This window comes from Chitinophaga sp. MM2321, from assembly GCF_964033635.1.
GTDB lineage: Bacteria > Bacteroidota > Bacteroidia > Chitinophagales > Chitinophagaceae > Chitinophaga.
Map to the genome: position 1 here is coordinate 5764485 of NZ_OZ035533.1, position 23850 is coordinate 5788334.

Annotated in this window: 25 protein-coding genes; 8 read left to right on the forward strand and 17 right to left on the reverse strand. The window is 44.7% G+C overall.

Translation table 11 applies throughout. The features are described from left to right. Window positions 1-4 precede the first annotated feature (4 nt). The gene (thiL, locus tag ABQ275_RS22510) at window positions 5-1042 is read left to right on the forward strand and encodes a thiamine-phosphate kinase (RefSeq protein ID WP_349315391.1); all 1038 of its coding nucleotides are present in this window, start codon (window positions 5-7) and stop codon (window positions 1040-1042) included. Between the two features lie 131 nt (window positions 1043-1173). Here thiL and ABQ275_RS22515 read toward each other — a convergent pair whose 3' ends face one another. The 15 genes from ABQ275_RS22515 to ABQ275_RS22585 form a co-directional block, all read right to left on the reverse strand. After that, complete coding sequence (locus ABQ275_RS22515; protein ID WP_349315392.1) at window positions 1174-2853, reverse strand: glycosyltransferase family 39 protein; 1680 nt, start codon at window positions 2851-2853, stop codon at window positions 1174-1176. A gap of 40 nt (window positions 2854-2893) precedes the next feature. After that, a complete protein-coding gene (gene nagA / locus ABQ275_RS22520) occupies window positions 2894-3991 on the reverse strand; it encodes an N-acetylglucosamine-6-phosphate deacetylase (RefSeq protein WP_349315393.1) in 1098 nt (365 codons plus the stop codon). Window positions 3992-4005: 14 nt separating this feature from the next. Further along, the gene (locus ABQ275_RS22525) at window positions 4006-4398 is read right to left on the reverse strand and encodes a VOC family protein (protein WP_349315394.1); all 393 of its coding nucleotides are present in this window, start codon (window positions 4396-4398) and stop codon (window positions 4006-4008) included. 9 nt (window positions 4399-4407) lie between these two features. Further along, a complete protein-coding gene (locus ABQ275_RS22530; protein WP_349315395.1) occupies window positions 4408-5217 on the reverse strand; it encodes an amidohydrolase in 810 nt (269 codons plus the stop codon). 65 nt (window positions 5218-5282) lie between these two features. After that, window positions 5283-5744 (reverse strand): regulatory protein RecX, encoded by a 462-nt coding sequence (locus tag ABQ275_RS22535; RefSeq protein ID WP_349315396.1) that lies wholly within the window; start codon window positions 5742-5744, stop codon window positions 5283-5285. 5 nt (window positions 5745-5749) lie between these two features. Next, window positions 5750-8083, reverse strand: coding sequence for a UvrD-helicase domain-containing protein (locus tag ABQ275_RS22540; RefSeq protein ID WP_349315397.1), 2334 nt, complete (start codon window positions 8081-8083; stop codon window positions 5750-5752). 170 nt (window positions 8084-8253) lie between these two features. Continuing rightward, the gene (locus tag ABQ275_RS22545; protein ID WP_349315398.1) at window positions 8254-9324 is read right to left on the reverse strand and encodes an acyl-CoA desaturase; all 1071 of its coding nucleotides are present in this window, start codon (window positions 9322-9324) and stop codon (window positions 8254-8256) included. Window positions 9325-9621: 297 nt separating this feature from the next. After that, entirely contained in the window at window positions 9622-10260 is a 639-nt protein-coding gene (locus ABQ275_RS22550) for an RNA polymerase sigma factor (RefSeq protein WP_349315399.1), read from the reverse strand. A gap of 865 nt (window positions 10261-11125) precedes the next feature. Further along, window positions 11126-12634 (reverse strand): M28 family peptidase, encoded by a 1509-nt coding sequence (locus tag ABQ275_RS22555; RefSeq protein WP_349315400.1) that lies wholly within the window; start codon window positions 12632-12634, stop codon window positions 11126-11128. Window positions 12635-12753: 119 nt separating this feature from the next. Then, window positions 12754-13221 carry a ribose 5-phosphate isomerase B gene (gene rpiB, locus ABQ275_RS22560; RefSeq protein ID WP_349315401.1) on the reverse strand — a complete coding sequence of 156 codons (468 nt, stop codon included), beginning with the start codon at window positions 13219-13221 and terminating at the stop codon, window positions 12754-12756. Between the two features lie 34 nt (window positions 13222-13255). After that, the gene (tatC, locus tag ABQ275_RS22565) at window positions 13256-14113 is read right to left on the reverse strand and encodes a twin-arginine translocase subunit TatC (RefSeq protein ID WP_349315402.1); all 858 of its coding nucleotides are present in this window, start codon (window positions 14111-14113) and stop codon (window positions 13256-13258) included. Window positions 14114-14741: 628 nt separating this feature from the next. After that, entirely contained in the window at window positions 14742-16010 is a 1269-nt protein-coding gene (locus ABQ275_RS22570; protein ID WP_349315403.1) for a hemolysin family protein, read from the reverse strand. Window positions 16011-16052: 42 nt separating this feature from the next. After that, entirely contained in the window at window positions 16053-16622 is a 570-nt protein-coding gene (gene gmk, locus ABQ275_RS22575; protein WP_349315404.1) for a guanylate kinase, read from the reverse strand. Window positions 16623-16724: 102 nt separating this feature from the next. Next, window positions 16725-18035 (reverse strand): UDP-N-acetylglucosamine 1-carboxyvinyltransferase, encoded by a 1311-nt coding sequence (murA, locus tag ABQ275_RS22580; RefSeq protein ID WP_349315405.1) that lies wholly within the window; start codon window positions 18033-18035, stop codon window positions 16725-16727. After that, window positions 18032-18715: a DUF4290 domain-containing protein gene (locus tag ABQ275_RS22585; RefSeq protein WP_349315406.1), complete on the reverse strand. Its 684-nt coding sequence runs from the start codon at window positions 18713-18715 to the stop codon at window positions 18032-18034. Before ABQ275_RS22585 ends, murA begins: the two co-directional genes overlap by 4 nt. Before the next feature lie 231 nt (window positions 18716-18946). Here ABQ275_RS22585 and ABQ275_RS22590 point away from each other — a divergent pair, with 231 nt between their 5' ends. Beyond that, window positions 18947-19111 (forward strand): SDR family oxidoreductase, encoded by a 165-nt coding sequence (locus ABQ275_RS22590; RefSeq protein ID WP_349315407.1) that lies wholly within the window; start codon window positions 18947-18949, stop codon window positions 19109-19111. 86 nt (window positions 19112-19197) lie between these two features. Then, on the forward strand, window positions 19198-19914 hold the full coding sequence (locus ABQ275_RS22595; RefSeq protein WP_349315408.1) for an alpha/beta hydrolase: 717 nt from the start codon (window positions 19198-19200) through the stop codon (window positions 19912-19914). 1 nt (window position 19915) lies between these two features. Here ABQ275_RS22595 and ABQ275_RS22600 read toward each other — a convergent pair whose 3' ends face one another. Both ABQ275_RS22600 and ABQ275_RS22605 read right to left on the reverse strand, forming a co-directional pair. Continuing rightward, entirely contained in the window at window positions 19916-20845 is a 930-nt protein-coding gene (locus tag ABQ275_RS22600; protein WP_349315409.1) for a tryptophan 2,3-dioxygenase family protein, read from the reverse strand. 65 nt (window positions 20846-20910) lie between these two features. Beyond that, window positions 20911-21378: an Lrp/AsnC ligand binding domain-containing protein gene (locus tag ABQ275_RS22605; RefSeq protein WP_029465139.1), complete on the reverse strand. Its 468-nt coding sequence runs from the start codon at window positions 21376-21378 to the stop codon at window positions 20911-20913. A 421-nt stretch (window positions 21379-21799) separates the two neighbouring features. Here ABQ275_RS22605 and trmB point away from each other — a divergent pair, with 421 nt between their 5' ends. From trmB to ABQ275_RS22630, 5 genes are all read left to right on the forward strand, one after another. Continuing rightward, the gene (gene trmB, locus ABQ275_RS22610) at window positions 21800-22507 is read left to right on the forward strand and encodes a tRNA (guanosine(46)-N7)-methyltransferase TrmB (protein ID WP_349315410.1); all 708 of its coding nucleotides are present in this window, start codon (window positions 21800-21802) and stop codon (window positions 22505-22507) included. Continuing rightward, a complete protein-coding gene (locus ABQ275_RS22615; protein ID WP_349315411.1) occupies window positions 22479-22679 on the forward strand; it encodes a DUF5522 domain-containing protein in 201 nt (66 codons plus the stop codon). Before trmB ends, ABQ275_RS22615 begins: the two co-directional genes overlap by 29 nt. Continuing rightward, window positions 22609-23028, forward strand: coding sequence for an MGMT family protein (locus ABQ275_RS22620; protein ID WP_349315412.1), 420 nt, complete (start codon window positions 22609-22611; stop codon window positions 23026-23028). The genes ABQ275_RS22615 and ABQ275_RS22620 overlap by 71 nt, the downstream gene beginning before the upstream one ends. Window positions 23029-23078: 50 nt before the next feature. Further along, window positions 23079-23522 (forward strand): IPExxxVDY family protein, encoded by a 444-nt coding sequence (locus tag ABQ275_RS22625; protein ID WP_349315413.1) that lies wholly within the window; start codon window positions 23079-23081, stop codon window positions 23520-23522. A gap of 95 nt (window positions 23523-23617) precedes the next feature. Beyond that, window positions 23618-23848 carry a 4a-hydroxytetrahydrobiopterin dehydratase gene (locus ABQ275_RS22630; RefSeq protein ID WP_349315414.1) on the forward strand — a complete coding sequence of 77 codons (231 nt, stop codon included), beginning with the start codon at window positions 23618-23620 and terminating at the stop codon, window positions 23846-23848. Window positions 23849-23850 lie beyond the last annotated feature (2 nt).

Consider the following 23850-nt stretch of genomic DNA (forward strand, 5'->3'; position numbering starts at 1 on the left):
AAAGATGGATCAGGAAAGAACTGAAATAAGCGACCTGGGAGAATTCGGATTAATCGAATATCTCACCCGGAATATAGAAATACAAAACGCCGGCACCGTATTAGGTGTGGGAGATGATGCTGCCGTTATAGACCATTTCGGCAAACAAACCGTCATCAGCACCGATATGCTGATGGAAGGCATTCACTTTGACCTGATGTACACCCCGCTCAAACACCTGGGCTATAAATCCGTGGTGGTAAACCTGTCGGACATCTACGCCATGAATGCCACGCCTACACACATCACCATGAGCATCGCCTTCTCCAACCGCATGTCTGTAGAAGGACTGAACGAATTCTATGAAGGCGTATATGCTGCCTGTGAAAAATACGGCGTAGACCTCATTGGCGGCGACACCAGCAGCTCACAAAAAGGGTTTGTGATCAGCGTTACGGCCATCGGCGAAGTAACCCCAGATCAATTCGTAAAAAGGTCTACCGCCCAAAAGGGCGATCTGCTCTGCGTTTCCGGCGACCTGGGCGCCGCTTACCTCGGCCTCACCCTCCTGGAAAGAGAGAAAAAAATATACCTGGAAAGTCCCGGTGTAAGACCTGATCTCGAAGAGCAGACTTACATCATCGGCCGCCAGCTGAAACCGGAAGCCCGTAAAGATATTATTGAGTTCCTACAGGAACAGGATATTATGCCTACCTCCATGATGGATGTAAGTGACGGACTCAGCTCCGAAATCCTCCATATTGCCAAACAAAGCAACCTGGGCGTAGTACTATATGAAGAAAAGATCCCGATTGCACAGGAAAGTAAGGAAATAGCCCTCAAATTTGGCCTGGACCCCACTGCCTGCGCACTCAGCGGCGGAGAAGACTACGAACTGCTCTTCACTATGAAACAACAGGATCACGATAAAATCGTACTCAACGAACAAATAAGCGTTATCGGCTACATGGCCGACATCAGCGAAGGCGCCCACATCCTCACCAAAGGTGGCAATAAGTTCAAACTGGTAGCACAGGGATGGAACGCCTTTAACCAGGAATAGACCAGGATTAGACCAGGATTACCCGGATACAAAAAGATTAACCTGATGGGTGTTATGTTATAATTCTTCCCGAATTATTTTCCAACATAACACCCATCAGGTTAATCTTTTTGTATCCGGGTAATCCTGGTCTATGGCTTGACGACGACTTTAATCGCTACACTATTATGTGTAGGAGGCATATCTCCCGCAAAAACACAAAATTTCAGCTGGTATTCGCCGGGTTTATCCGGCATCACTACCGGCAGGTTTATCAGCCTGCGCAACACGGCTTTTTCCAGTGACATGGAAGTTTTTACCGGTGGCAATGATTCATCCGTGGTGGTAAAGCCATACCCCAGCACCGCCTCGTTGGTACGATCCAGCGGAATAGGCCGGTGATAGCCGTTATGCGGTTGCAGGATCACATTTACCTGCTCTCTGGGCCGTGCTGTAATTATCTTTAACGCTGGTTTCAGCTGTATGAGCGAATAGGAATAATAAGCCGCCTGCATATTATAATCCCAGGTGCCATGTATTGTTTTCAGGCTATCGGTAATAGGTAGCCCTGCACCCGGCTCAAATACCACCATGGCCGGTTTACCCCACAATTCCGTTTCCGTATCCCAGTAATTATACTGGCTGCGGCGGGAATACCGGCTGTTAAGACTGTATGACAACTGCCCCGTATAAAACATGTATTTGGAAGGCAATTGATAGCTGTTTATAAATACCACCGGCCTGCCGGCAGCACGGGCAGCCACCTGTGATGTCCATTCTTTGTTATGGTGTATTTCAGGTCTTATTTCCACACCGGGCATAAAGTCCCACACCATATACACCCGTACCACCAACACCAGCAATAACGTCACAGGTAAGGTGTACAGGAGCCACTTCCTCGACCAGGATTTGCGTACCAGCGTCTGATGCGCCAGGATGACTACCGGCGTAAATACCATCACTGTCCAGTTGGCCTCTACCCTGCCCTTGAAAGTACTGATCAGGAAAAACACCAATACCCCTACCAGACTGAATTTAAGGGCACGTTCAAAAGTATTCTGAATAGGACAACGGAAAGCATAATACAGGATGAGCCAGCCCATCAGCGGACCAAACAGCAGTAATTGTCCTCCTAAATAATCCAGCGTATAAGTAATATCATAGGAAGATGCATTGCGCTCTACCAGGTGATATTGCAGCGATGGAAATCCATGCGCAATCTGCCAGTAAATATGCGGAAAGAAGAGTACTGTAGTGATGATACAGGCTACATAAAATTTAAATACGCGCAGCAGGTTCATGTTGGACAACACCGTAAAGAATACCAGCAATATCCCGTGGTATTTGCTATAGAACATGAGTGCCATAGCGATACCCAGTAACAGCGTATTCTTCCAGCTTTGCTTCGCCAGGAAAGTACGGTAGGCCCAGAAATAAAGTGCCGCAAAAAAGATGAGCGGTACATCAGGAACAGCCAGCATACCGCCAATCTGCATAGCTCCCAGGGAGCCTATGATGATATAAAAAAGTTTGTTATCCTTTGATGCAATGAGCTTCGCCGTGATCCACAGCGTCACCGTATTGGCCATCACTACCAGCAACCGCACACCCAGCTCATTATGAAAAATGCTGTAACCTATTTTGATCAGCAGCGCAATCATCGGCGGATGATCGAAATAGCCCCAGTCCATATGACGGGAATATACCCAGTAGTAGGCTTCATCATCCCACAACTCGGAATAACAGGCCTGGAGTAAACCCAGCACCAGCCATGTCAACAGGAAAAGATTTTTATACTGACGTCTGGTAAAAAAACGAATGATGGCACCCATGCGGATATACGGTATTATTGATGCTACGAAGATAAAGCTATTAAGAGTAAACTGCTAGTTCCCTGTTTGGACGGATGGCCAGCAAGGCAGCATCATAACCCGGAGCGATGCGCCCAAGCTGCTTTTCACGGCCAACAGCACGGGCAGGATACAAAGATCCCATGCGCAATGCCTCTTCCAGCGGAATGTCTACCTCTTCCACACAATTACGTACCGCCTGCATCATCGTCAGGCAGGAGCCCGACAGCACGCCGGTACCGCTTACGTAGCGGTCTTTCTCCCGGATATAGATATAGTTACCTTCCTTATTTTCTTCTACCGCATCTGTAATAAGGAACAGCCGCTCTTTCATAATTTTTTTGGAGATGCGGATCGAAGCGAAATCTACATGCACCCCGTCTGCTACTACGCTGGCATTTACCGCCGGATGGTCGTAAATAGCACCTACCAGGCCGGGAGCCCTGCTTTCCAGGGGAGACATGGCATTAAAAAGATGGGTGGCATGATGAATACCTTTCTCAAACGACGTATATGCCTGCCCGTAAGAAGCATTGCTATGCCCAGCAAATACCACGATGCCGGCATCCTGCAATTGCTTTACCAGCGTGGGGTCACAGCATTCAGGCGCCAGGGTGATGATCTTCACCACATCTCTCCCGTTCTCCAGTATCCAGTCAATATCTTCCTGCGCCGGTGTACGGATATATTGCGGCAGATGCGCTCCTTTCTTGGCCGGATTAATAAACGGTCCTTCCAGATGTAAGCCCAGCACGCCTTCTCCTCCCTGTTCCCAGTACGCTCTCACAGCCTGCATAGCCCGCAACATAATTTCCGGGGAAATAGTGGCCACAGTAGGCATAATCCAGGCAGCGCCGCCCACACGGCTGTAAGCTACCGTAGCAGCAAGTGATGACACATCAGGATATAAAGAAAATACGGCGCCATTACCGCCATAAATCTGCAGATCAATCAGGGCGGGGGCCAGCAACGACCCATGCAGGTCAATAATCTCATCATGCTGTGATACTTCCGTGGTGGGTATTACACCTGTAATTTTACCGGCAGCAGTAACAACGGCATGATCTTCCAGCATTTCATCTCCGGTAAAAATCCTGGCATTTATGTATGTGGTGGGCATAACAGTCATATTTTTTACGGGTGAATTTCGTATAACTCCAAAGGCAGGCCGTCAGGATCAGCAAAAAAAGTAAACCGCTGACCGGTATGCGGATCTACCCGGATAGGTTCCGTGACAACGCCTTTATCACGCAGTGTTCCAATGGCGCTTTCAATATCCTGCACGGCAAAAGCCAGGTGCCGCAGTCCGCAGGCTTCCGGGTGACTTGGACGTGCCGGCGGGTTCGGAAAAGAAAATAATTCTATCACGTACTGGTCGCCCAGCGCCAGATCCAGCTTCCATGAATCACGTGCCTCCCGGTATACTTCCCGTATGATCCGCAGGCCCAGCACATCTATATAAAAGATCTTGCTACGCGGATAATCAGCGCAGATAACTGCGATGTGATGGACTCCCTGCAATAACATACGTATTATTTAAAGCGATTCCTTATCAAGGAAAGTGAAAGTATCGGCATCCTTCAGAAAAGGAATGTTTTTTCTTACTTCATCCAGTTGCTCACGTTGAAGGGTATACGTAAAAATATCTTCCTCGTGAGATTTACGGTAGATGATTTCGCCCATAGGATCTATGAGGCTGGTTTCGCCGCTGTGGTAGATGTTATTCCCATCATTACCCACACGGTTAATACCGATGGCAAACGACTGGTTCTCGATGGCGCGGGCCTGCAACAGCGTATTCCAGGCGGTTTTACGCCTTTCCGGCCAGTTGGCTACATACACCAGCAGGTCATATGCAGGCGCCTGGGTGTCGGCCTGTATGGTATTGCGCGCCCATACCGGGAAACGCATATCGTAACAAATATTCAGGTTTATTTTCCAGCCCTTTACCTGCGCAATCAGGCGCTTGTTGCCTGGCTCGTAGTGATCCTGTTCTCCGGCATAACCAAACAGGTGGCGCTTATCATAGGTACCATAGGTGCCATTGGGCAGCATCCAGATCAGGCGGTTCAAATAATGTCCGTTCTCTTCAATAATCAGGCTACCGGTAATGATGATCTTTTTCTCCGCAGCTTTTCGCTTCATCCATTGAACGGCGCTGCCATCCATGGTTTCAGCAAGGCGTTCCGGCTGCATACTGAAGCCGGTGCTGAACATCTCAGGTAAAAAAACCACTTCTGTCCGCTCCCTGATGCTATCAATTTTTTCATCAAACATCCGGAGGTTAGCCGCTATATCTTCCCAATGTAACTGGGATTGTACCAGTGTTACTTTCAGATCTGACATTATTCGTTATTATGGTCACAAAGTTACTGTCTGATGCATTAGAAACTTTTCAAATTATATTGTCCTCACGCCTCGTTATGCACGATTTGTTCAAGCACTCCGTTAATCAACTCCGTTTCAAATCCTCTTTGCAGGAGATACTGCACCGTTTTGTATCTGCGCTTCATCGGAGTTTCCCCTTTGAGTGATTGATACTTCTTCCCGGCTACCTTGATCAGTGCTGCTTCATAGTCATCATCATCAATCTCCTCCATCCCTTTTTTGATGCAATAGGCAGATACCTGCTTTTGCTTCAGTTCAGCAATGATCTTTTTCCGTCCCCACTGCTTCACGCGAAACTTGCCGCCGGCAAAGGCTTTGGCAAACCGTTCCTCATTCAGGAAATTATCTGCAATAAGAGCGGCGATAGCTTCTTCTACTTCATTGCCCCGCAACCCCACTTCCAGGCATTTGTATTTTACCTCCTGATGGCAACGTTCCTGGTAAGCACAATACTGGCGCAGTTTTAATATGGCTGTTGACAGCATACGAACTACTTATTTACAATGCGCAACTTGGCGTAGTTAAGCATAATTTTCTTTTCACCGCCCCCTTTAGGAAACACCACAGTAGCGATCCGGTTATTAGGCGCGCCTTCCATGCCGGTAATGGTACCGAAGCCAAACTTCTGGTGTTCCACTTCCATGCCTGGTTCCATGCCTGCCGGATCATCCGGGGCAAAGCCAGGAGTAGGTACATGCGTGGTGGCCGCTGAAGTATGTCTGGGCGCCGGCTTTGGTGTAGTGCTTTGTGTTTGCTGTACCGGTGTTTTCTTCGGTATACGGTCAAACATATTGCCACCATTGCCCCAACCCGTTGTACTTCCACTGCCAAATGCATTGCGCACGCTGCCGCCACCGGCGTAACTGCGGTCAATGAATTTCTCCGGCATCTCTTCCAGGAAACGGCTCGGCTCATTCTGCACCAGGTTACCAAAACGATAACGGCTGTTGGCATGTGTAAGCCACAGGCGCGATTTAGCGCGGGTAATGGCTACATAGAACAGGCGTCTTTCTTCTTCCAGTTCTTCCCGGGTGTTGATAGACATACCACTGGGAAAAAGTGTTTCTTCCAGTCCCACCGTAAATACCACCGGGAATTCCAGCCCTTTGGCAGCGTGGATAGTCATGAGTTTCACCACATCACTATCTTCATTATTACCCTGGTCGGCATCTGTCAACAAAGTGATCTGTTGCAGATAAGAGCCCATGCTTTTATCCAGCAGTTCTCCTTCTTCGTCAGGTGTTTCTGTAAATTCTTTTATGGAGTTGAGGAGTTCCTGCACGTTCTCGTAACGGGCAAGCCCCTCGGTAGTTTTATCATTAAAGAGTTCCTTCACAAGGTTAGTGGATTTACCCACCATCACCGCCACATCGTAAGCGTTATGTTTTGTCAGCAAAGCCTGGAAGCTCTTGATCATCGTAACAAATCCATAGATCGCTTCGAGGGTACCACCTTTAAAGCCAAACTCCTGCGCTCTTTCCAGCACTTCCCACATGGTGATGTTGTGGTCATTACTCAGCACGATGGTTTTCTCAATAGTTGTTTTACCAATACCACGTACGGGGTAATTGATCACTCTTTTCAGGCTTTCCTCATCGCGGGTATTCATGGTGATGCGGAGATAGCCAACAAAATCCTTGATTTCCTTACGCTGGTAAAAGGACAGCCCCCCGTAAATGCGGTATGGGATAGCTTTCCGGCGAAGACTTTCTTCAAACGAACGACTTTGCGCGTTGGTACGGTACAGGATAACGAAGTCACGGTTATCATAGTGATTACGCAACTTCTGTTCTGCGATGGTATCTGCTACAAACTTGCCTTCTTCGTTATCGGTCATGGTGCGCACCAGTTTAATGGTGTCGCCTTCCATATTATCTGTCCAGAGATTTTTTTCTATCTGCCCGGTATTGTGTGCAATTACTTCATTGGCTACGTTCAGAATAGATTTTGTGCTGCGATAGTTTTGTTCCAGTTTCACCACCTTCACATCGTCATAGTCTTTTTCAAACTGGAGGATATTCTGGATGGTGGCACCGCGGAAGGAATAAATACTTTGGGCATCATCTCCCACCACACAGATGTTTTCATTCACAGCACCAAGCAGTTTGATGATCTCGTACTGTGCCGGATTGGTATCCTGGTACTCATCGATCATGATATATTTAAACTTGTGCTGATATTTATGCAGTACCTCCGGAAAGCCTTTGAGCAGGATGTACATTTTAAACAGCAGGTCATCAAAATCCATGGCGCCGTTTTTAAAGCAGCGTTTGGCGTACATATCATAGATCTTTCCTATCAGCGGCCTGTTGGCGCGCATATCTTCCTGTTGTACGAGATGGTCATGCTGATACTCTTCCGGCCCCATCAGGCTGTTTTTGGCAGCAGAGATGCGATTGTATACGAAGTTGGGCTTATAGTGTTTATCATCGAGATTCAGCTCGTTAATAATCGTTTTAAGCACGCTCTTGGCGTCGTCGGTATCGTAAATGGTAAAATCGTTCGGATAACCCAGCTTATGCGCTTCTGCACGGAGCAGGCGGGCAAACACGGAGTGGAAAGTACCGATGTAAAGATTCCGGGCTTCACTGCCACCCAGGATCTTTTCCACACGTTCTTTCATTTCGCGTGCTGCTTTGTTGGTAAAGGTGAGCGACAAAATATTAAACGCATCCACCCCATTTCCCATCAGATGTGCAATGCGGGTAGTAAGCACCTTGGTTTTTCCCGAACCGGCACCTGCAACAATCATCAAAGGGCCATTGATATGTAATACTGCTTCCCGTTGTTGTTCGTTAAGCTCGTCTAAGTAATTTGCCTTCATCACGACTTTTTTGTAGGATGTAAAAGTATGAAATTACGCATTATGGAACGGAGGAAAGATATATGTGGAGAATTACGTACTACGTATAACGAAGTTGTGGGAAGATATACGCGAAAATCAATCGCTATATATCTTCCCACAACTTTGTAATATGTTATATGTAATTTCTTTTAAGGTTTGGCTCCCAATGCCTTCATGAAGCGGAAATGCGACACTACAGCGCCCTGCATGGTAGGGATACAATGATAAGCCAGTTCATGTTCCGCACATTTCGCAGCTACAATTTTACTGATAGCAGGATAATGAACATGACTGATACGTGGAAAGAGGTGATGTTCTACCTGGTAATTCAGGCCACCTACAAACCAGGAGATAATTTTATTTTTAGGTGCAAAATTAGCGGTTGTTTTTATCTGGTGAATCGCCCATTCGTTTTCGATTACTTTGGCATCTGCACCTACTACTTCAAATTCAGTTTCTTCCACTACGTGTGCCAGCTGGAAAACGATGGCCAATGTAAAGCCCATCACCAGGTGCATAGTAGCAAAACCGATTGCCCATGCTTTCCATCCCACCAGTGCTACCGGTAAAGCGATATAAAACACGAGATAAAGGGCTTTGCTGCCCCAGAAGATAACGTGATCGTTCCATTTCATGGGTTGCAGCGGGGTGGTATACACCTTACGGCTCAGGTATTTTACAAAATCCATGATAAAAACCCAGGCAAAGGAAGAGATGGCGTACACCAATACCACGTATACGTGCTGGATACGGTGCATCGGTACCCATTTCTGGGTGCTGCACTGACGCATCAGCGGGCTTTTGGCAATATCATCATCCAGGCCGTCTACATTGGTGTAAGTATGATGGATAACATTATGTTTCTGTTTCCAGATAAAGGCATTGCCGCCCAGCGCATTCAGCGTGAGTCCCAGGGTTTCATTTACTTTACTGTTGGTAGAGTAACTGCCGTGGCAGGCGTCATGCATAACATTAAAGCCAATGCTGGCCAAAACGAAGCCCAGTACCGCGCAAAGCGTGATGGCTAATGCTGCAGGCATCGATATAAATAATAAGGCAAAATATAAAAGTGCAGCTACAGGAATAAGAATAGCAGTTTTCAGATATAGTTTCCAGTTACCCGTTTTTTTAATGTTGTTTGATGTAAAATATTCTTCCACAGCCGATTTCAGCGCAGGAAAGAATAGGGCATTCTTGTTGTTGAATGATACTTTAGGCATATTTTCTTGTTAAAGCCGGCAGTCAGACTAGTTGTAGGATTCCGGAAAGATTAAAAGCTCAGTGTTGATAGATCTCCTCTAAATAACGCTTTTTAAAGCCTAAAAGTACGATTTGTTGGCCGGTAATAAGCAGAATTAACAAAGAATTATGGAATAATGGCAGAGAAAAAGCAGGTAGTCAGTTCGGTTGGAGGAATAACCAAAGCCCGCAAACGCGGGTAAGCCGTATATCTGCTCATTTACAGGCTTTGGTTTAATAAAATACAAATGTCATTTCAGCCATGACAAATAATCAATTCAGTGTCTGGTAATCCTTGTTTTTAACATTTTGCGTGCAAAGTGAATACGGCTTTTTACGGTGCCGAGCGGTTCATGCAGGATAGTAGCAATTTCATAATACTTATACCCTTCAAAGTACAAGAGGAAGGGTTGTTTGAAAATTACGGGCAGACTATATACAGCCATCTGTACATCTTTCACACGAAGGTCTGATTCCGCAAAATTGCCAATGGCAGAAGGTTGGTGACTCAGCAGGTAATCTCCTACGGCATTGTCCAGCAATTTGTACTGGCGGTTGCCGCGTCGGTAGTTATTAATGAAAATGTTCCGCATGATCGTATACAGCCAGGCCCGGATGTTAGTTCCAGCCAGGTATTTATCACGATTAGACAAAGCCCTGAACAGCGTCTCCTGGTACAGGTCTTTGGCTGATTCAGCGTCTTTTGTCAGCGTAACGGCGTAAGGCCGGAGGAAATCAGCGTTTCCTAGTAACAGGTTGTTGAATTCGGTGGATGACATAATGGTTAACTTTAAATGTTCAGAATTGGCTACAATATGTAACCTTCCGGAGATCGGGAGAAAGAATGCAGGTTGCTGGTAAATGACCGGTGTTGCAGCCGGCACCTGGAAAGTCAGTAATTGGGGTGGAATCAACACCTCAAAGATGACTTGATGAGACGCCCTAATCAGGAGCTTTAGGTAGCATCGTATGCGCGTTTTAGTTAGTTAGAAGATAAAATTGCATATGGGGGACATTAAAACAACTCAGTAATACCGGCCATTGAAGCCTGAAAACTATCTGTCAAAAAAATATTGCTCCTGTTACGAAAGGCTGCATAAAGTGAGGATGTCTGATATAATACCTAAGGCTGTCAGCGGGGAATGAAGCCAATAACACATTTCAACAAAATAAACCGACGATGATAGGCACTATGAAAGTTATGCACGCTTGCTCGTTTATAATACGCTAAATGATATGATATGGTAAAGATCCATCAACCTGGTATTTCCGTTCCATTATTAATTATTACTGAACAACCAGTCAGGTAAAACGCCCAGGGCTATACGTCAGGTGGTACCGTCACAACATCGCACAACCTGTTTTACAGACACATGCACCAAAAGAGGGAAACAATTCATCAATAAAGAGGTGGCAGGTGTTTTCATAATGGTAATTTTATAAGGTTACCAATAGCGGGACCCAGATTAGATTTACACTGAATTATCGCGCTTACTCACCGCTGATACTAATAATCGAACAACCAGGTTAGTTAAATTAGATAAAAAAATTAAAAGGTGGACAGACTCCCGAAAAAATAATCAACTGATAACACATAACAAATAGCCTAACATTCACAACTCTGACAAAGGATATTTGCCATAGTAACTAAGACTAAGACTCTATACACAATTTATTAAATTTTGTTAAAAAAAACAAAACCTTTTTGGGGGGCCGTTTTGAAGATATATAAATAATATTAATGCATATAACGGCAACGGCAACACGAAATAAAGAAATGAATTATTTTTCGTGTGTATCCACAACCAGTTTATCTTCCCGGTTAGCAATATCCCACGCCGTATAAAACACTAAACGCGCCCTCCTCGCAAGCAGATGATAATCGATCTTTTCAACCGTATCAGTAGGCTGATGATAATCGGCATGCGTTCCATTGAAATAAAAAATAACAGGGATGCCATGCCGCGCAAACATATAGTGGTCGGACCTGTAATAGAATTGTTCCGGATCATTGGGGTCATTATATTTATAGTCCAGTTGCAGTTTGGTATAAGCATTGTTTGCCCTTTCATTAATAGGACGCAACGCTGAACTGAGTTTATTATCGCCGATAATATAAACGTAATTGCTGTCATGTTGATGCGCAGGATCAATACGTCCTATCATATCAATATTCAGATCTACCACCGTATTACTTAGCGGATAAACAGGATGATCGGTGTAATAGGCAGACCCCAGCAAGCCCTTTTCTTCGCCCGATACCGTCATAAACACGATGCTCCTCCGTGGGCCATGACCGGCCGCACGGGCACGGGCAAAAGCATTGGCAATTTCAATCACCGCGGTACACCCTGAGCCATCATCATCTGCCCCATAATAAATCTGTCCGTCAGACATACCCAGGTGATCGTAATGCGCCGTAATAAAAACCACTTCGTCTTTTTTATCGGTGCCTTCCAGATACCCCAGCACATTAGACGGCAACAGGGTTGTTTCCTTTTTTTCAAAGATAATGTGCACCGGTTTGCTGATAACCGCCGGCTTGTTACTATTGCTGCTACCCCCTGTTATGGCCGCAGCGGCCGCACGGGTCAGATAATATACATTCAGGTGGCTGGCCGTATCTTTTCTTGTGTACAGCCCTGTATTACGGATCTGCTGCTGATCAGTTGCCTTAAGCCCGGAAAAACCGCTGACAACAAATACCGCCTGTGCACCCTGTTCCTTCGCTACTTTAATCCTTGTATTAAGGTTTCCTTTTTCCGCAGAAAATCCCGGTGCTATTCCTTCTTTCATCATCACCACCTTATCCTTCACATCCAGGCCCGCATAATCATTCTGCATCTCTGATATCATGCCATAGTTCACAAATATGATTGCCGTAGAGGTGACATCAGTATGGACGCTTATTTTGACATCTGCATAATAATCTTCCCCAAAATTATAGGTACTGTCTCCGGCTGTAATACTGCTGTGCAGCAAGCTATCTGTATACATCGGATAATGCTGCTCCCAGTCCCCCTTATTACCTGGTTGCAACCCGGCGGCCCTGAACTGGCTGATAATATACGCAGCCGCCCTTTCCTGGCCACGGGTGGCCGTTTCCCGGCCTTCCATGTCGGCGCCGGCAATGATATGCAACTGTTTTTTCGCTACTGCCGGCGTGATGCCTTCACCATACCGGGCTGCTACCCCCTGATCGGAAACCTGCGCACTTTTCTGCGGGGTTACCTGCGCATGAACAGTAAACAGTAAGAGAGTGCAGGCAATCGTTATCGGGACTCTCATCATAGTGCAGTTTTTAGGTGACGGGGTAAAAAATAAAAAGAGCCGGAGGATAATCCCGGCTCTTTAATATTACAAAAAAACGTGTATTCGTTACAGTAAAAATGTTATGTGGTAAATGACTGCTACAGGCAGGCCATTTTACTTACGCGGTTTTGATGGCGACCACCTTCAAACGGTGTGCTGGTAAACACATCTACCATCTGGTTAGCCACTGCAACATCTACAAAACGAGCCGGTATACAAAGTACATTGGCATTATTATGAGAGCGTGCCAGTCTTGCCAGTTCTTCCCCCCAGCAGATAGCTGCGCGTATTCCCTGGTGTTTATTGGCAGTAATAGCTACCCCGTTGGCACTGCCGCAGATCAATACACCAAACCCGGCCTGCTCTCTTTCTACCGCTGTAGCTACAGGATGCGCATAATCAGGATAATCTACAGAATCTTTGGAATGCGTGCCATAATCCTTCACCGTAAACCCTTTTGCTTCCAGGTAAGAAATCACTTCTTCCTTAAAATCAAATCCCGCATGATCAGACCCGATTGCCACAGGAAGTGAAGTATCAAACAAATTATGTGTATTGTGTTGCATAATTATTACTGTTTACGATTAGAAATACCAGCCATTAAGACCATTCTTCCACATCCTTTTTAGCTTTCTTTTCCTCGCGGTCACGCAGTGCTTTCTTGGATATAAAGATACTGATTTCATACAGACTATACAGCGGGATAAATACGATCAACTGATCTACCAGGTCAGGTGGTGTGATGATGGCTGCAAGGATCAGGATCACTACAACTGCATGGCGCCTGTAAGAGCGCAGGAATTGTGGCGTCAGGATGCCCAGTTTGGTGAGAAAGAATACAAGGATAGGCAATTCAAACAATATGCCCATACCCAGTACAATCTGCGTCATCAGATCAAAGTAATCATCTATAAAAAACTGATTGATGGCTTTATCCGTAACAGTATAAGATGCCAGGAAGTTAATGGTGAAAGGGGCCATAAGGAAGTAGGCGAAACCAATACCCAGGAAGAACTGAAAAGATACCCAGAAGATAACTCCTCTTGCGCCTTTGAGCTCTTTTTCCTTCAATGCCGGTTTTACAAACCGCCAGAATTCCCAGAAAATATAAGGAAAGGCACATACGAAGCCGAGCATGAAGGATAGCTTAAATTGCAACATGATCTGCCCCACCATCTTGAAGTTCTGAAATTGCACCTTTACAGGCGTAATACAGAGGCTATCGCCCATCCCTACCCAGTGACTTATTTTGCACAAGGCTATATAAGAAGGAAAGTTGGCATTTGTTGGCCCGAAAATGACATTATCCAGTATCTCCTTGGTATATACAAATCCGAATATACTGAATGCTACAAGGGCCAGTGCCGATCTCACCAGGTGCCAGCGGAGATCTTCGAGGTGATCAAAAAAAGACATCTCAGCCTTTTCGTCATTATTTGAGAAAAATTTCTTTAGCATGTTTTTATACGGTCGAGCGATGTTGAATACTATTTATTATTCAGGATCACAAATATAGCGGTTGAATACAACAAATTACAGCGTGATACTGATAAAGTCGTGTGTTTTTAATTGACTTTTAACAATACACAACTATCAGTTCGTGTTTAAAGAACATTTACCAGGTAATAAAAAGAAAGGAATGTGAAAGAGAAAGAAATAATACCGGTGGAATGAGGTAAAAAAAAGAGCCAGCCCGAGAAGAATCAAGAGCCGGCCTTTCATCCATTGTTTGTTAACCCCAAAAAAGTTGAATTCGAGAATGTCTTTGGCTCCCAGTTCAGTCTACTTACCTAATTGATGGCAAGCGTTCAGAATAAGTAAGAATCACTGGATGCTTTAATTTTATAGTACAAAAATAACAAGAATTATTCTATTATCAATGTTGGAACACTTTTTTTACACGCTTTTAACAAAAATCAAATCATTGTGTTACATCATCCACAGCAAATGTATACAATCCGTATTAAATTCCTAGTACTTTTTTCAAAAACGTTTGAGCTATGATGTTATTGTGTCGTTAACAATAACATTATAAAAAAATATATATCATATAAATATCCTATTGTTTCATTTGAAACTAAGTAAACTATCCCAGCATCTTCATTTTTACCATCTCAATGCGTGTATCTGTAACATTCAGGATATCAAACTCATAGTCATCGATAATGATCCGCTCCTTGATTTTTGGAATGGTTTCATGATGGTTGATGATGTAACCGGATAATGTTTCACTTTCATCTTCCGGAAAATCCAGCCCATATTTTTCATTCAAATAATCAAGTTCCAATCTTCCGGAAAAAATATATTCTTTCTCTGCAATCTGCTTTTCTACAAACTCTTCTTCGTCATGTTCATCTTTAATCTCTCCAAAAATTTCTTCCAGTACATCTTCTATTGTTACAATACCTGCTGTACCACCAAATTCATCTACTACCCAGGCAATACTTTTACGTTCTTTATTAAACTTACTGAGCAGGTCAATGGCGCTCATCGTTTCAGGAACAGCCAAAATAGGATGAATAATATGATTGATGTCCTGCGGGTTTTTAAACATATCCAGCTGATGAATATAGCCGAGGATGTTGTCTATAGAACCTTCGTAGATAATGATCTTCGAGAGTTTTGTTTCCATAAACTTATTCCCGGCATCCGTGATAGGGCTCTTAATATCCAGAGCTTCTATTTCTTTACGGGGAATAAGACATCCGCGGATCTTTACATGCGCCAGCGATAAAGCATTTTCAAACAGCTCTGTATTGAGTTCCTGGTTTTCACCATAATGTTGTTGCGATTGCCGGATGAAATTTTCCACATCCACGCGCGTAAAAGATTCGCGCGTTTCCAGGATCCTTACATTAAAAAGATATTTGAGCATCCACTCGGATATTGATACGAGTACATTCCCGATAATATACAGTGGCTTTGCTACAAATGAAATGGGTAATGCGAAGAAACTCAGTAATGCTTCCGGCCGGGATCTGAAAATAGCCCTCGGCACAAAAAAGCCCAGGAACAATACTACCAGCGTAGCCAGTAATACTTCTATCAGGATAACAAATGGCTGCATCTGGGCGCCGCTCGTATTGGCTGCACTGGCCTCCCAGATAGGCTGGAAAAACCCGGCCACCAGAATGCTGTAGATGACCAACGTAATCGTAAAGCCCACCAGGCTGGTAGCCAGAAAGCGGCTGGGGTTTTCATTGAAACCGGCTAATATTCTGCCGGTTGATCGCCCCTGTTTCCTTTTAAGCTCAATGCTAAGTTTGTTAACATTGGCAAATGCTGCTTCAATGCCGACAAAGAAGCCCGCGAGCAATACCAGGAAAACTAAAATGCTAATTGTGTATCCGTCCATCCTAACAAAAATAGTGAATTAGGAAAAACAACCATCATCCGGTTATTTTATATTTAAGAAATCCTGTATCAGGCGCTTCACTTCTTCATAAGCCCGCTCCAGGTCGTCATTTATTACAATCTTGTCAAATTCATGCGAAAAAGAAAGTTCATAGCGTGCTTTTGCCAGCCGTTCTTCCAGGGAATCCTTTGTTTCGGTACCACGCTCACTCAGTCTTACGCGCAAAGCATCCAGGGAAGGGGGCTCAATAAAAACAGTCAGGGCATTATCATGGTATTTCTCTTTAATGGCTAAAGCCCCTTTCACATCAATATCTACCATTGGAATTTGCCCGTCGTGCCAAATACGCTCCAGCTCGCTTTTCAGTGTACCATAGTATTTACCGGCATATACCATCTCATATTCTGCAAAAGCATGTATTTCTATCTTATGATGAAAATCATCAGCAGTCAGGAAGTAATAGTCTTTCCCATCCACTTCTCCTTCGCGCGGAGCGCGGGTAGCCGCAGAAACAGAAAAAGACAGGACTGGCATACTGGCCAGTAATTTCCTTACGATAGTGGTTTTGCCAGCTCCTGAAGGGGCGGTAAGAATGATGATCTTTTTTTCCATTAGTCAATAAAAGTCGAAAATAGCGATTCCCTCAAATGCAAAACCCAAAAACCAGCAAAATGTTCCTGGAATTTGGGTTTTGATGAGGTATTAACAGTTTGTTTATACTCTCTTTATGTCGGCGCCCAGGTTTCTTAACCTTTCGTCAATGTACTGGTAACCACGATCTATCTGGTCTATATTCTGTATGGTGCTCTTGCCTTCTGCACTGAGGGCGGCAATAAGCAGGGAAACACCTGCACGGATATCCGGCGATGACATGGTAATGCCCCGCAGGGAATGTTGCCGGCCCAATCCTATCACGACTGCGCGGTGCGGATCGCATAAAACAATCTGTGCACCCATATCTATGAGTTTATCTACAAAGAACAGGCGGCTCTCAAACATCTTCTGATGCACCATCACGCTGCCTTTTGCCTGCGTGGCCACTACCAGCACAATGCTCAGCAGATCCGGTGTAAAACCCGGCCACGGATGATCAGAAATAGTGAGGATGGAACCGTCCAGGAACGTCTGTATTTCATAAGATTCCTGCGAAGGAATGTAGATATCATTGCCCCTGATCTCCAGCTGGATCCCCAGCTGACGGAATTTTTCAGGAATGATTCCCAGGCTGTCGACACCCGCATTTTTAATGGTGATCTCGCTTTGCGTCATCGCAGCAAGGCCTATAAAAGAGCCGATCTCAATCATATCCGGGAGCATGGTATGCTCACAGCCTTTCAGGTTGGGTACCCCTTCAATGGTGAGTAAGTTGGAACCTACGCCACTGATGTTTGCGCCCATACTGTTCAGCATTTTACAAAGCTGTTGCAGATAAGGCTCACAGGCTGCATTATAAATAGTAGTGGTGCCTTCAGCCAGCACAGCCGCCATCACGATGTTGGCCGTACCGGTAACACTGGGTTCATCCAGCAGCATATAAGTGCCTTTCAGGCCACCCTCGGCTTCCAGGCGGAAATAATTATCGTCTGAGTCGTAAACAAACCTGGCGCCCAGCTTTTCGAAACCGATGATATGGGTATCCAACCTGCGGCGGCCAATTTTATCGCCACCCGGTTTGGGGATAAAAGCCCTGCCAAAGCGTGAAAGCAACGGGCCTGCAATCATAACAGATCCCCGTAACCTGCCGGATTTCTTTTTAAATTCAGGACTCTGCAAATAATCCAGGTCAATGTTATCGGCCTGGAATTCACATACGTCCCGACTAATGCGGTGTATTTTAACGCCTGCATCTCCCAGCAGTTCAATCAGCAGGTTTACATCTACGATATCCGGAATATTATGGACAGTGACCTTTTCAGGGGTCAGCATCACTGCACTGATGATTTGTAAAGCTTCATTTTTGGCTCCCTGGGGTATAATTTCCCCCTTTAAGCGGTTGCCGCCTCTTACTTCAAAAGCACTACTCACTTGTTCCTGTTTTTGTTGTATTTGTTGTTACTGTGCTTGTTACTGCTGTTGTTATTGTTCTTTCCGCCGCCGCTGTTGCTGCTTTTGAATTTATTATTCTGCTGGAAGTTCTTACGCTTGCTGGAGCGGAAGTGTTCTCCTGTGGTGTTTCCGCTAACGCTGAAACCCGGTACGTGTGCAGTGTGAGAAGTATGGCCCGGATGGTAATCCAGTTCATTGCCGGTAATAGCCAGTAACTCTGCTTTGATAGCATCGTCATGTACACTTTCCTTATGCCAGTTGGTATAAGCAAGCTTCATATAGTTACCGATGCACTGGGTAAATCCTTCTTTCTTTTCAGGATTCTCTTCATGCAGGGCTTTGTCTATTACCATTTCCAGGTTTTTACCAAAGTGGCGGTTCCTGGGATATTTTTTAGGGTAAGGCAATCTGTCGGGCTTCGCTCTCAGTTCTTCCTCAGTGGGTATCGGATAAGGAGATTCTACTTTCAGGCTGAAGCTGGATATATTAAAAATATGATCCCAAAGTTTGTGTCTGAAGTCTTCCACATTCCTTAAATGCGGATTCAGCGTACCCATCAGCTCTATCACAGCCATTGCGTTACGCTGGCGCTCTTCATCGTCCTCTATGGTAACCAGGAATTCCACCATTTTCTGGATATTCCGGCCGTACTCCTTCATTATAAGGTGATTACGCGTGGTATTGTATTCCATTGTAAGTATTTAAAAAGATATTATATGATGCAGGAACATCTTAAAGTGAAGATAGTTAAGTGACAACATCTATGCAAACATAACGAAAAAATACGAGGAACATTTCACTGCACTGTATTGTTTATAAGACCAAAACCAGTTGCTTTTTTTGAAAAACCCGGATAACCATTATTAACCAAACATCCGGGCCAGCAGGAGATGCAGGTGTTAACAGGCCGGCATCCCTTAGGCCGGTTAGGCAAGCCGGAAGAAGTAGCGGAACTGTTATTATGGTTAAGTTCTTCTTCATCTTCTTTCGTAACCGGTGGTATCACCTGGTTTAACGGGCATACCTGGCCTGATGATTTGGATTTTGTTATTTAGTTATTTAGTTATTTAGAGATTTAGTTATTTTGGCTCTCCGTTAGCATATGCTGAACAGCTAAATAACCAAATCTCTAAATAACTAAATGACTAAATCCAATAAGATTCCCATACTCCTTTTACATGGTTCCCTGGGCGCCGGTACCCAGTTTAGTGCACTTGTAGCCCAGCTGGAAGCGCATTACGACGTTCACCTGCTGAATTTCAGTGGCCATGGGGAGATGCCGTTTTCTGATAACGGGTTCAATATCCAGGTGTTTGCAGCCGAAGTACTGGAATACCTGGAAAACAGGCAACTGGACTTCATCCACATTTTTGGTTACAGTATGGGCGGCTATGTGGCCATGTACCTGGCCCGGCATTATCCGGAAAAGATTGGTAAGGTAATGACGCTGGGCACCAAATACAACTGGAATGAGGCGACCGCCGGCAAAGAGGTAAAACGCCTCAACCCCGAGCTGATCGAAGAAAAAGTACCCGCTTTTGCCAGGCTGTTGCAGGACCGCCACGCCGCTAACGACTGGAAGGAAGTGGTGATCCGCACTGCGCAGCTGATTGAAGATCTGGGACATCAATCCCTGTTAAAGCACCAGGATTACGCACAAATACCCTCCCCCTGCATGCTCATGATGGGCGATAGAGATAATATGGTGTCTTTCCAGGAAACAATTGAAGTGTATAATGCCTTGCCGGAAGCGCAGCTGACGGTTCTGCCGGATACAGCGCACCCTCTCGAAAAAGCCGATGTGCCGTTATTGGCCTATTATATAAAGAGGTTTACCACACAGAAAATGGAGTCATAGGCTATTCGCCCATCGCCAGCTTTCCCCAGTTTTCTATTTCCGCTTCGGTCCATAATTCCGGGAAAAATATGATGCGTTTGTTTTTAGGAGGAAGAAACTGTTGCCAGTTGGTGCCGCCGGTGGCAGCAATATCTTCCGGCCGTTTGTGCAGGTATCTCACAGCAGATTTATAATGCATCAGCGGCCATCGCACGTTAATATTAAGATCGTATTCCTTTAGTAAAGCCAGTACTTCCGGTTGTTCTTCTGCAGGTAATTTTTTATAGCATAGCTGCATATTGCAGGTTTCATAGCGGGTAGCCAGTTGCAGGAAAGGCCCCATATATTTGAGCTCAAATTGTTGCAGCGTAAGGGTTTTCTTGCCGGTAGCCAGTTCTGTGGCGCCGCTGCGCCAATAAACAGTGTCCAGTATTTCTTTCAGGCTTTTGCCTTCCAGTGCCGGGCGCTGGGGTTCGTACACCAGGTTGTTCAACCGGGTGGAGCAGATTTCAATCATGCGGAACTGACCGCTCTGGAAGCCGCTGGCAGGTAACAGTGCCATACGAAATTGCAGAAACTGCTCCTTATCCATCCCATCTACCATTATTTCAAATGAATGGATGAGGTTGCGGAAATAACTGTTAATTCTTTTCAGCTGGGTTTTAAAAATATCAGCCGTCAGTACAGGCGCATGGCAGATCTGTTCAATCGCCTGGAGCGTCAGTTTAAAATACAATTCCGTTATCTGGTGATAGATGATGAAGATGTTCTCATCCGGAATCGGGGTGCGTGGATGTTGCAGGTTCAGCAATACATCCAGTTGGATATAATCCCAATAGGTAAGGTAGTCCGCATACAGCAACCCGTCCAGGTAAGATGACAGGTTTTGTCCCATGGCGGCATACTTTTCCTCCAGCCGCGTTATTTTTTCGGCAATTTCTGGTGTAACCATGGTGAAAATTAATAATTCTGAATGAAACAGCAGCAATGGGGAGTGCTTCCATTCAAAATTATCAATTACTCCACCACATTGATAGTGCGGTAAAAGCTTTCTTCGAGAGAGATCAGGGTTTCAGTTCTTTCAATACCTTTGATTTTCTGTAGTTCATCGTGGAGGATACGGCGTAGCTGGGTAATATCTTTACAAATAATCTCTGCAAACATACTATAACTGCCGGTGGTATAATTTAACCGTACCATTTCGGGGATTTTTCGCAATTCTTTGGCAACAGTATCATACATGGAGCTTTTTTCCAGATAAATACCGATAAAGGCAATTACATCATAACCGATCATTTTCAGATCTACATGTAATTTTGTACCTTTAACTATACCCAGTTCTTGCAATTTCTTCATTCTTACGTGAATGGTTCCCCCGGATACGAACAATTTCTTCCCTAAATCGGCGTAAGAAATCTCAGCATTGTTCATCATTTCGCTGATTATCTGTAAATCGAGTTTGTCAATATTCAAATTGTGGCTCATTTTTACAATTTGTTTTTGAATGTTTTAAAGTTATATGCAAATATTTAAAAAATATCGAAAATTCAAAAATTTTTCTTAAAAAATTTGCAAGAAATCCCCCTTCTGTTTAGATTTGCATCATATCATTACAGAAACAGCAAAAGAAAAGCAATCGCTGGTAATGATAATATAAAATTGTGGGATGATGAAACTGGCAGACATGCCCCCTTGTCTCGGGGGTGGAGATCACAGGATAAACGTAGTATAATTGGGTTGACCACTAATCTTACTTGTGCTATAGCTAACTGCTCCGTGGAGGTTCGACTCCTCCTCCTACAGCCAAATTGGTTTAAAGGCTCATAAGTCAATGACTTATGGGCTTTTTTATTTTATATAGGTCCCCAAAACCTATAATTCTATCTTTCTGGCTATTTTTGCCGAAATGGGACAAAAAAAATTAGAACGGTTTGCTGAAATCGAAACTTTCCCCAACGTATTAATATATCCGGAAGGAATGCAGGGGAAATGGCATGAATTCTTTAAAAACAACCACCCGGTTACACTGGAACTGGCCTGTGGTAAAGGAGATTACACCCTTGGACTGGCCCGCTTATCCAAAGATCAGAACTTTATAGGGGTGGATCTGAAAGGTAACCGCATCTGGAGAGGCGCCAAAACTGCGCTGGAAGAATCATTATCCAACGTGGGTTTCCTGCGTACACAAATAGATAAACTGAATAATTATTTTGCGCCGGGAGAGATCAAAGATATCTGGATCACCTTCCCCGACCCCTTCCTGCGTAACTCAAAATCTAAAAAAAGATTGACGCACCCCAAATTCCTGCAGCTTTTTCAACCACTGCTGGCACCCGGGGCTACCATTAACCTGAAAACAGATTCACCGCAGTTATATACTTTTACACAGGAAGTGATCAGCGCCGCCGGTTGTACGCTCATAGAAGATATTCCTGACGTATATGCGTTACCGGAAGTGCCGCCACTGCTCAAAATACAGACCTATTATGAAGGAATGCACCTGGCTGATGGCAGAACAATCCGCTTCCTGAAATTCCAGCTGCCCGCCACCCCGTTGGATTGGCGCAGTATAAAACTCCCTTCTGATGAAGCAACCGCTGGTGGAGAAGATTGATTTTTATTATAACGGAGAGGGATATATGGTATTTACCGAAAAATTTCACCTGGACCGTGGCTATTGTTGTGGCAACGGCTGTAAACATTGCCCTTTTTTATATGAAAAAGTACCCGAACCCAAAAGAACAACCCTCCTCAACCAACGCGGGGAAGCAAGAGACGGACAGTAAATCCGGTTCCTTTTTTGAGGTCGTATTTAAAATAGTACGCAAAATCCCCCGTGGCCGGGTTACCTCTTATGGCGCCATAGCAGAGGCTTCCGGCATCAGGCTAACCGCCCGTATGGTAGGCTGGGCCATGAACGGAGCCGGCAGGGTAAAGCCCGCCGTACCCGCACACCGGGTAGTAAACAGCAAAGGCATCCTGAGCGGTAAAAACTTCTTTGCCACCCCTACCCTGATGCAGGAACTGCTTGAACAGGAAGGAATTATAATAAAAGAAGATAAAATAGCAAACTTTAAAGATGTATTTTGGGACCCGGGAGCAAAAACCCGGAAAGACAGTAAAAAGGTACTCTAACATTCACTTTTCAATACAGGATTACCTCCTGCACAGCGTTATTTTACACTATGACGATACTCAAACTAAAGCTGGATCAGGATCAACTGATAGAAGATTTTTTTGAGAGCACTCACCTGATTGGTATCGCTTCTTCCGCCCGCGATTATCAGCTGTGCTGGCAAATAAACCGCCACATGTATACCAATTTCAGGGTAAATAACTCCCTGGAGATCACGCTTTCCAAAAAAAACCGGTCTTATCACTTTACTGTGCTGGAATTTCATGAGCCTACCAATTCCGTAGTTCACTATTTCTATAACAATCACTGCCAGGCAGAATTCCTGCTTCCTGAGCTGAAACACATCCATTTTTTGTGGATGATAAAAGGAGATTACTATCAATCCGCTGACGTAAAAAAATTATTGGAAGAATTACGTCTTGTTCCGCTTGTACAATTAGTATCTTTACTGGACATCAGGGAGATTAAAAATAAGATGAACCTCATTTTTTAGGGCGGAAAAGATGTACCAGTAGCCGATCTCGAGAATAATTTGACCAAAAACCTAATGAAGAGCCCCAGTAATTTACCCTTAAAAAAAGTCCAGTTATGTGGGAGGAAAAAGACAAACAGCTATACCATGCATTCGAATTTAAAGATTTCAGGGAAGCGTTTGCGTTCATGACCAAGGTGGCTTTACTAGCGGAGAAAATGGATCATCATCCATATTGGATCAATGTTTACAATAAAGTAGAAATATACCTGAGTACACATGATGCCGGAGATGTGATTACAGCCAAAGATGAGGCGCTGGCCAAAGCTATTGACAAATTGTTATAACC

Bases quoted from the DNA above. Each gene is read 5' to 3' on its own strand.
- ABQ275_RS22590 (WP_349315407.1), top strand. From the start codon at position 18,947: ATGCAGGTGTTAACAGGCCGGCATCCCTTAGGCCGGTTAGGCAAGCCG.
- ABQ275_RS22630 (WP_349315414.1), top strand. From the start codon at position 23,618: ATGTGGGAGGAAAAAGACAAACAGCTATACCATGCATTCGAATTTAAA.
- ABQ275_RS22605 (WP_029465139.1), bottom strand. From the start codon at position 21,378: ATGAGCCACAATTTGAATATTGACAAACTCGATTTACAGATAATCAGC.
- ABQ275_RS22595 (WP_349315408.1), top strand. From the start codon at position 19,198: ATGACTAAATCCAATAAGATTCCCATACTCCTTTTACATGGTTCCCTG.
- tatC (WP_349315402.1), bottom strand. From the start codon at position 14,113: ATGCTAAAGAAATTTTTCTCAAATAATGACGAAAAGGCTGAGATGTCT.
- ABQ275_RS22535 (WP_349315396.1), bottom strand. From the start codon at position 5,744: ATGCTGTCAACAGCCATATTAAAACTGCGCCAGTATTGTGCTTACCAG.
- ABQ275_RS22585 (WP_349315406.1), bottom strand. From the start codon at position 18,715: ATGAAGGAGTACGGCCGGAATATCCAGAAAATGGTGGAATTCCTGGTT.
- ABQ275_RS22540 (WP_349315397.1), bottom strand. From the start codon at position 8,083: ATGAAGGCAAATTACTTAGACGAGCTTAACGAACAACAACGGGAAGCA.
- ABQ275_RS22600 (WP_349315409.1), bottom strand. From the start codon at position 20,845: ATGGTTACACCAGAAATTGCCGAAAAAATAACGCGGCTGGAGGAAAAG.
- gmk (WP_349315404.1), bottom strand. From the start codon at position 16,622: ATGGAAAAAAAGATCATCATTCTTACCGCCCCTTCAGGAGCTGGCAAA.
- ABQ275_RS22530 (WP_349315395.1), bottom strand. From the start codon at position 5,217: ATGTCAGATCTGAAAGTAACACTGGTACAATCCCAGTTACATTGGGAA.
- ABQ275_RS22620 (WP_349315412.1), top strand. From the start codon at position 22,609: ATGAAAAAGTACCCGAACCCAAAAGAACAACCCTCCTCAACCAACGCG.
- ABQ275_RS22615 (WP_349315411.1), top strand. From the start codon at position 22,479: ATGAAGCAACCGCTGGTGGAGAAGATTGATTTTTATTATAACGGAGAG.
- ABQ275_RS22545 (WP_349315398.1), bottom strand. From the start codon at position 9,324: ATGCCTAAAGTATCATTCAACAACAAGAATGCCCTATTCTTTCCTGCG.
- ABQ275_RS22515 (WP_349315392.1), bottom strand. From the start codon at position 2,853: ATGGGTGCCATCATTCGTTTTTTTACCAGACGTCAGTATAAAAATCTT.
- ABQ275_RS22625 (WP_349315413.1), top strand. From the start codon at position 23,079: ATGACGATACTCAAACTAAAGCTGGATCAGGATCAACTGATAGAAGAT.
- rpiB (WP_349315401.1), bottom strand. From the start codon at position 13,221: ATGCAACACAATACACATAATTTGTTTGATACTTCACTTCCTGTGGCA.
- thiL (WP_349315391.1), top strand. From the start codon at position 5: ATGGATCAGGAAAGAACTGAAATAAGCGACCTGGGAGAATTCGGATTA.
- nagA (WP_349315393.1), bottom strand. From the start codon at position 3,991: ATGCCCACCACATACATAAATGCCAGGATTTTTACCGGAGATGAAATG.
- ABQ275_RS22570 (WP_349315403.1), bottom strand. From the start codon at position 16,010: ATGGACGGATACACAATTAGCATTTTAGTTTTCCTGGTATTGCTCGCG.
- ABQ275_RS22555 (WP_349315400.1), bottom strand. From the start codon at position 12,634: ATGATGAGAGTCCCGATAACGATTGCCTGCACTCTCTTACTGTTTACT.
- trmB (WP_349315410.1), top strand. From the start codon at position 21,800: ATGGGACAAAAAAAATTAGAACGGTTTGCTGAAATCGAAACTTTCCCC.
- ABQ275_RS22525 (WP_349315394.1), bottom strand. From the start codon at position 4,398: ATGTTATTGCAGGGAGTCCATCACATCGCAGTTATCTGCGCTGATTAT.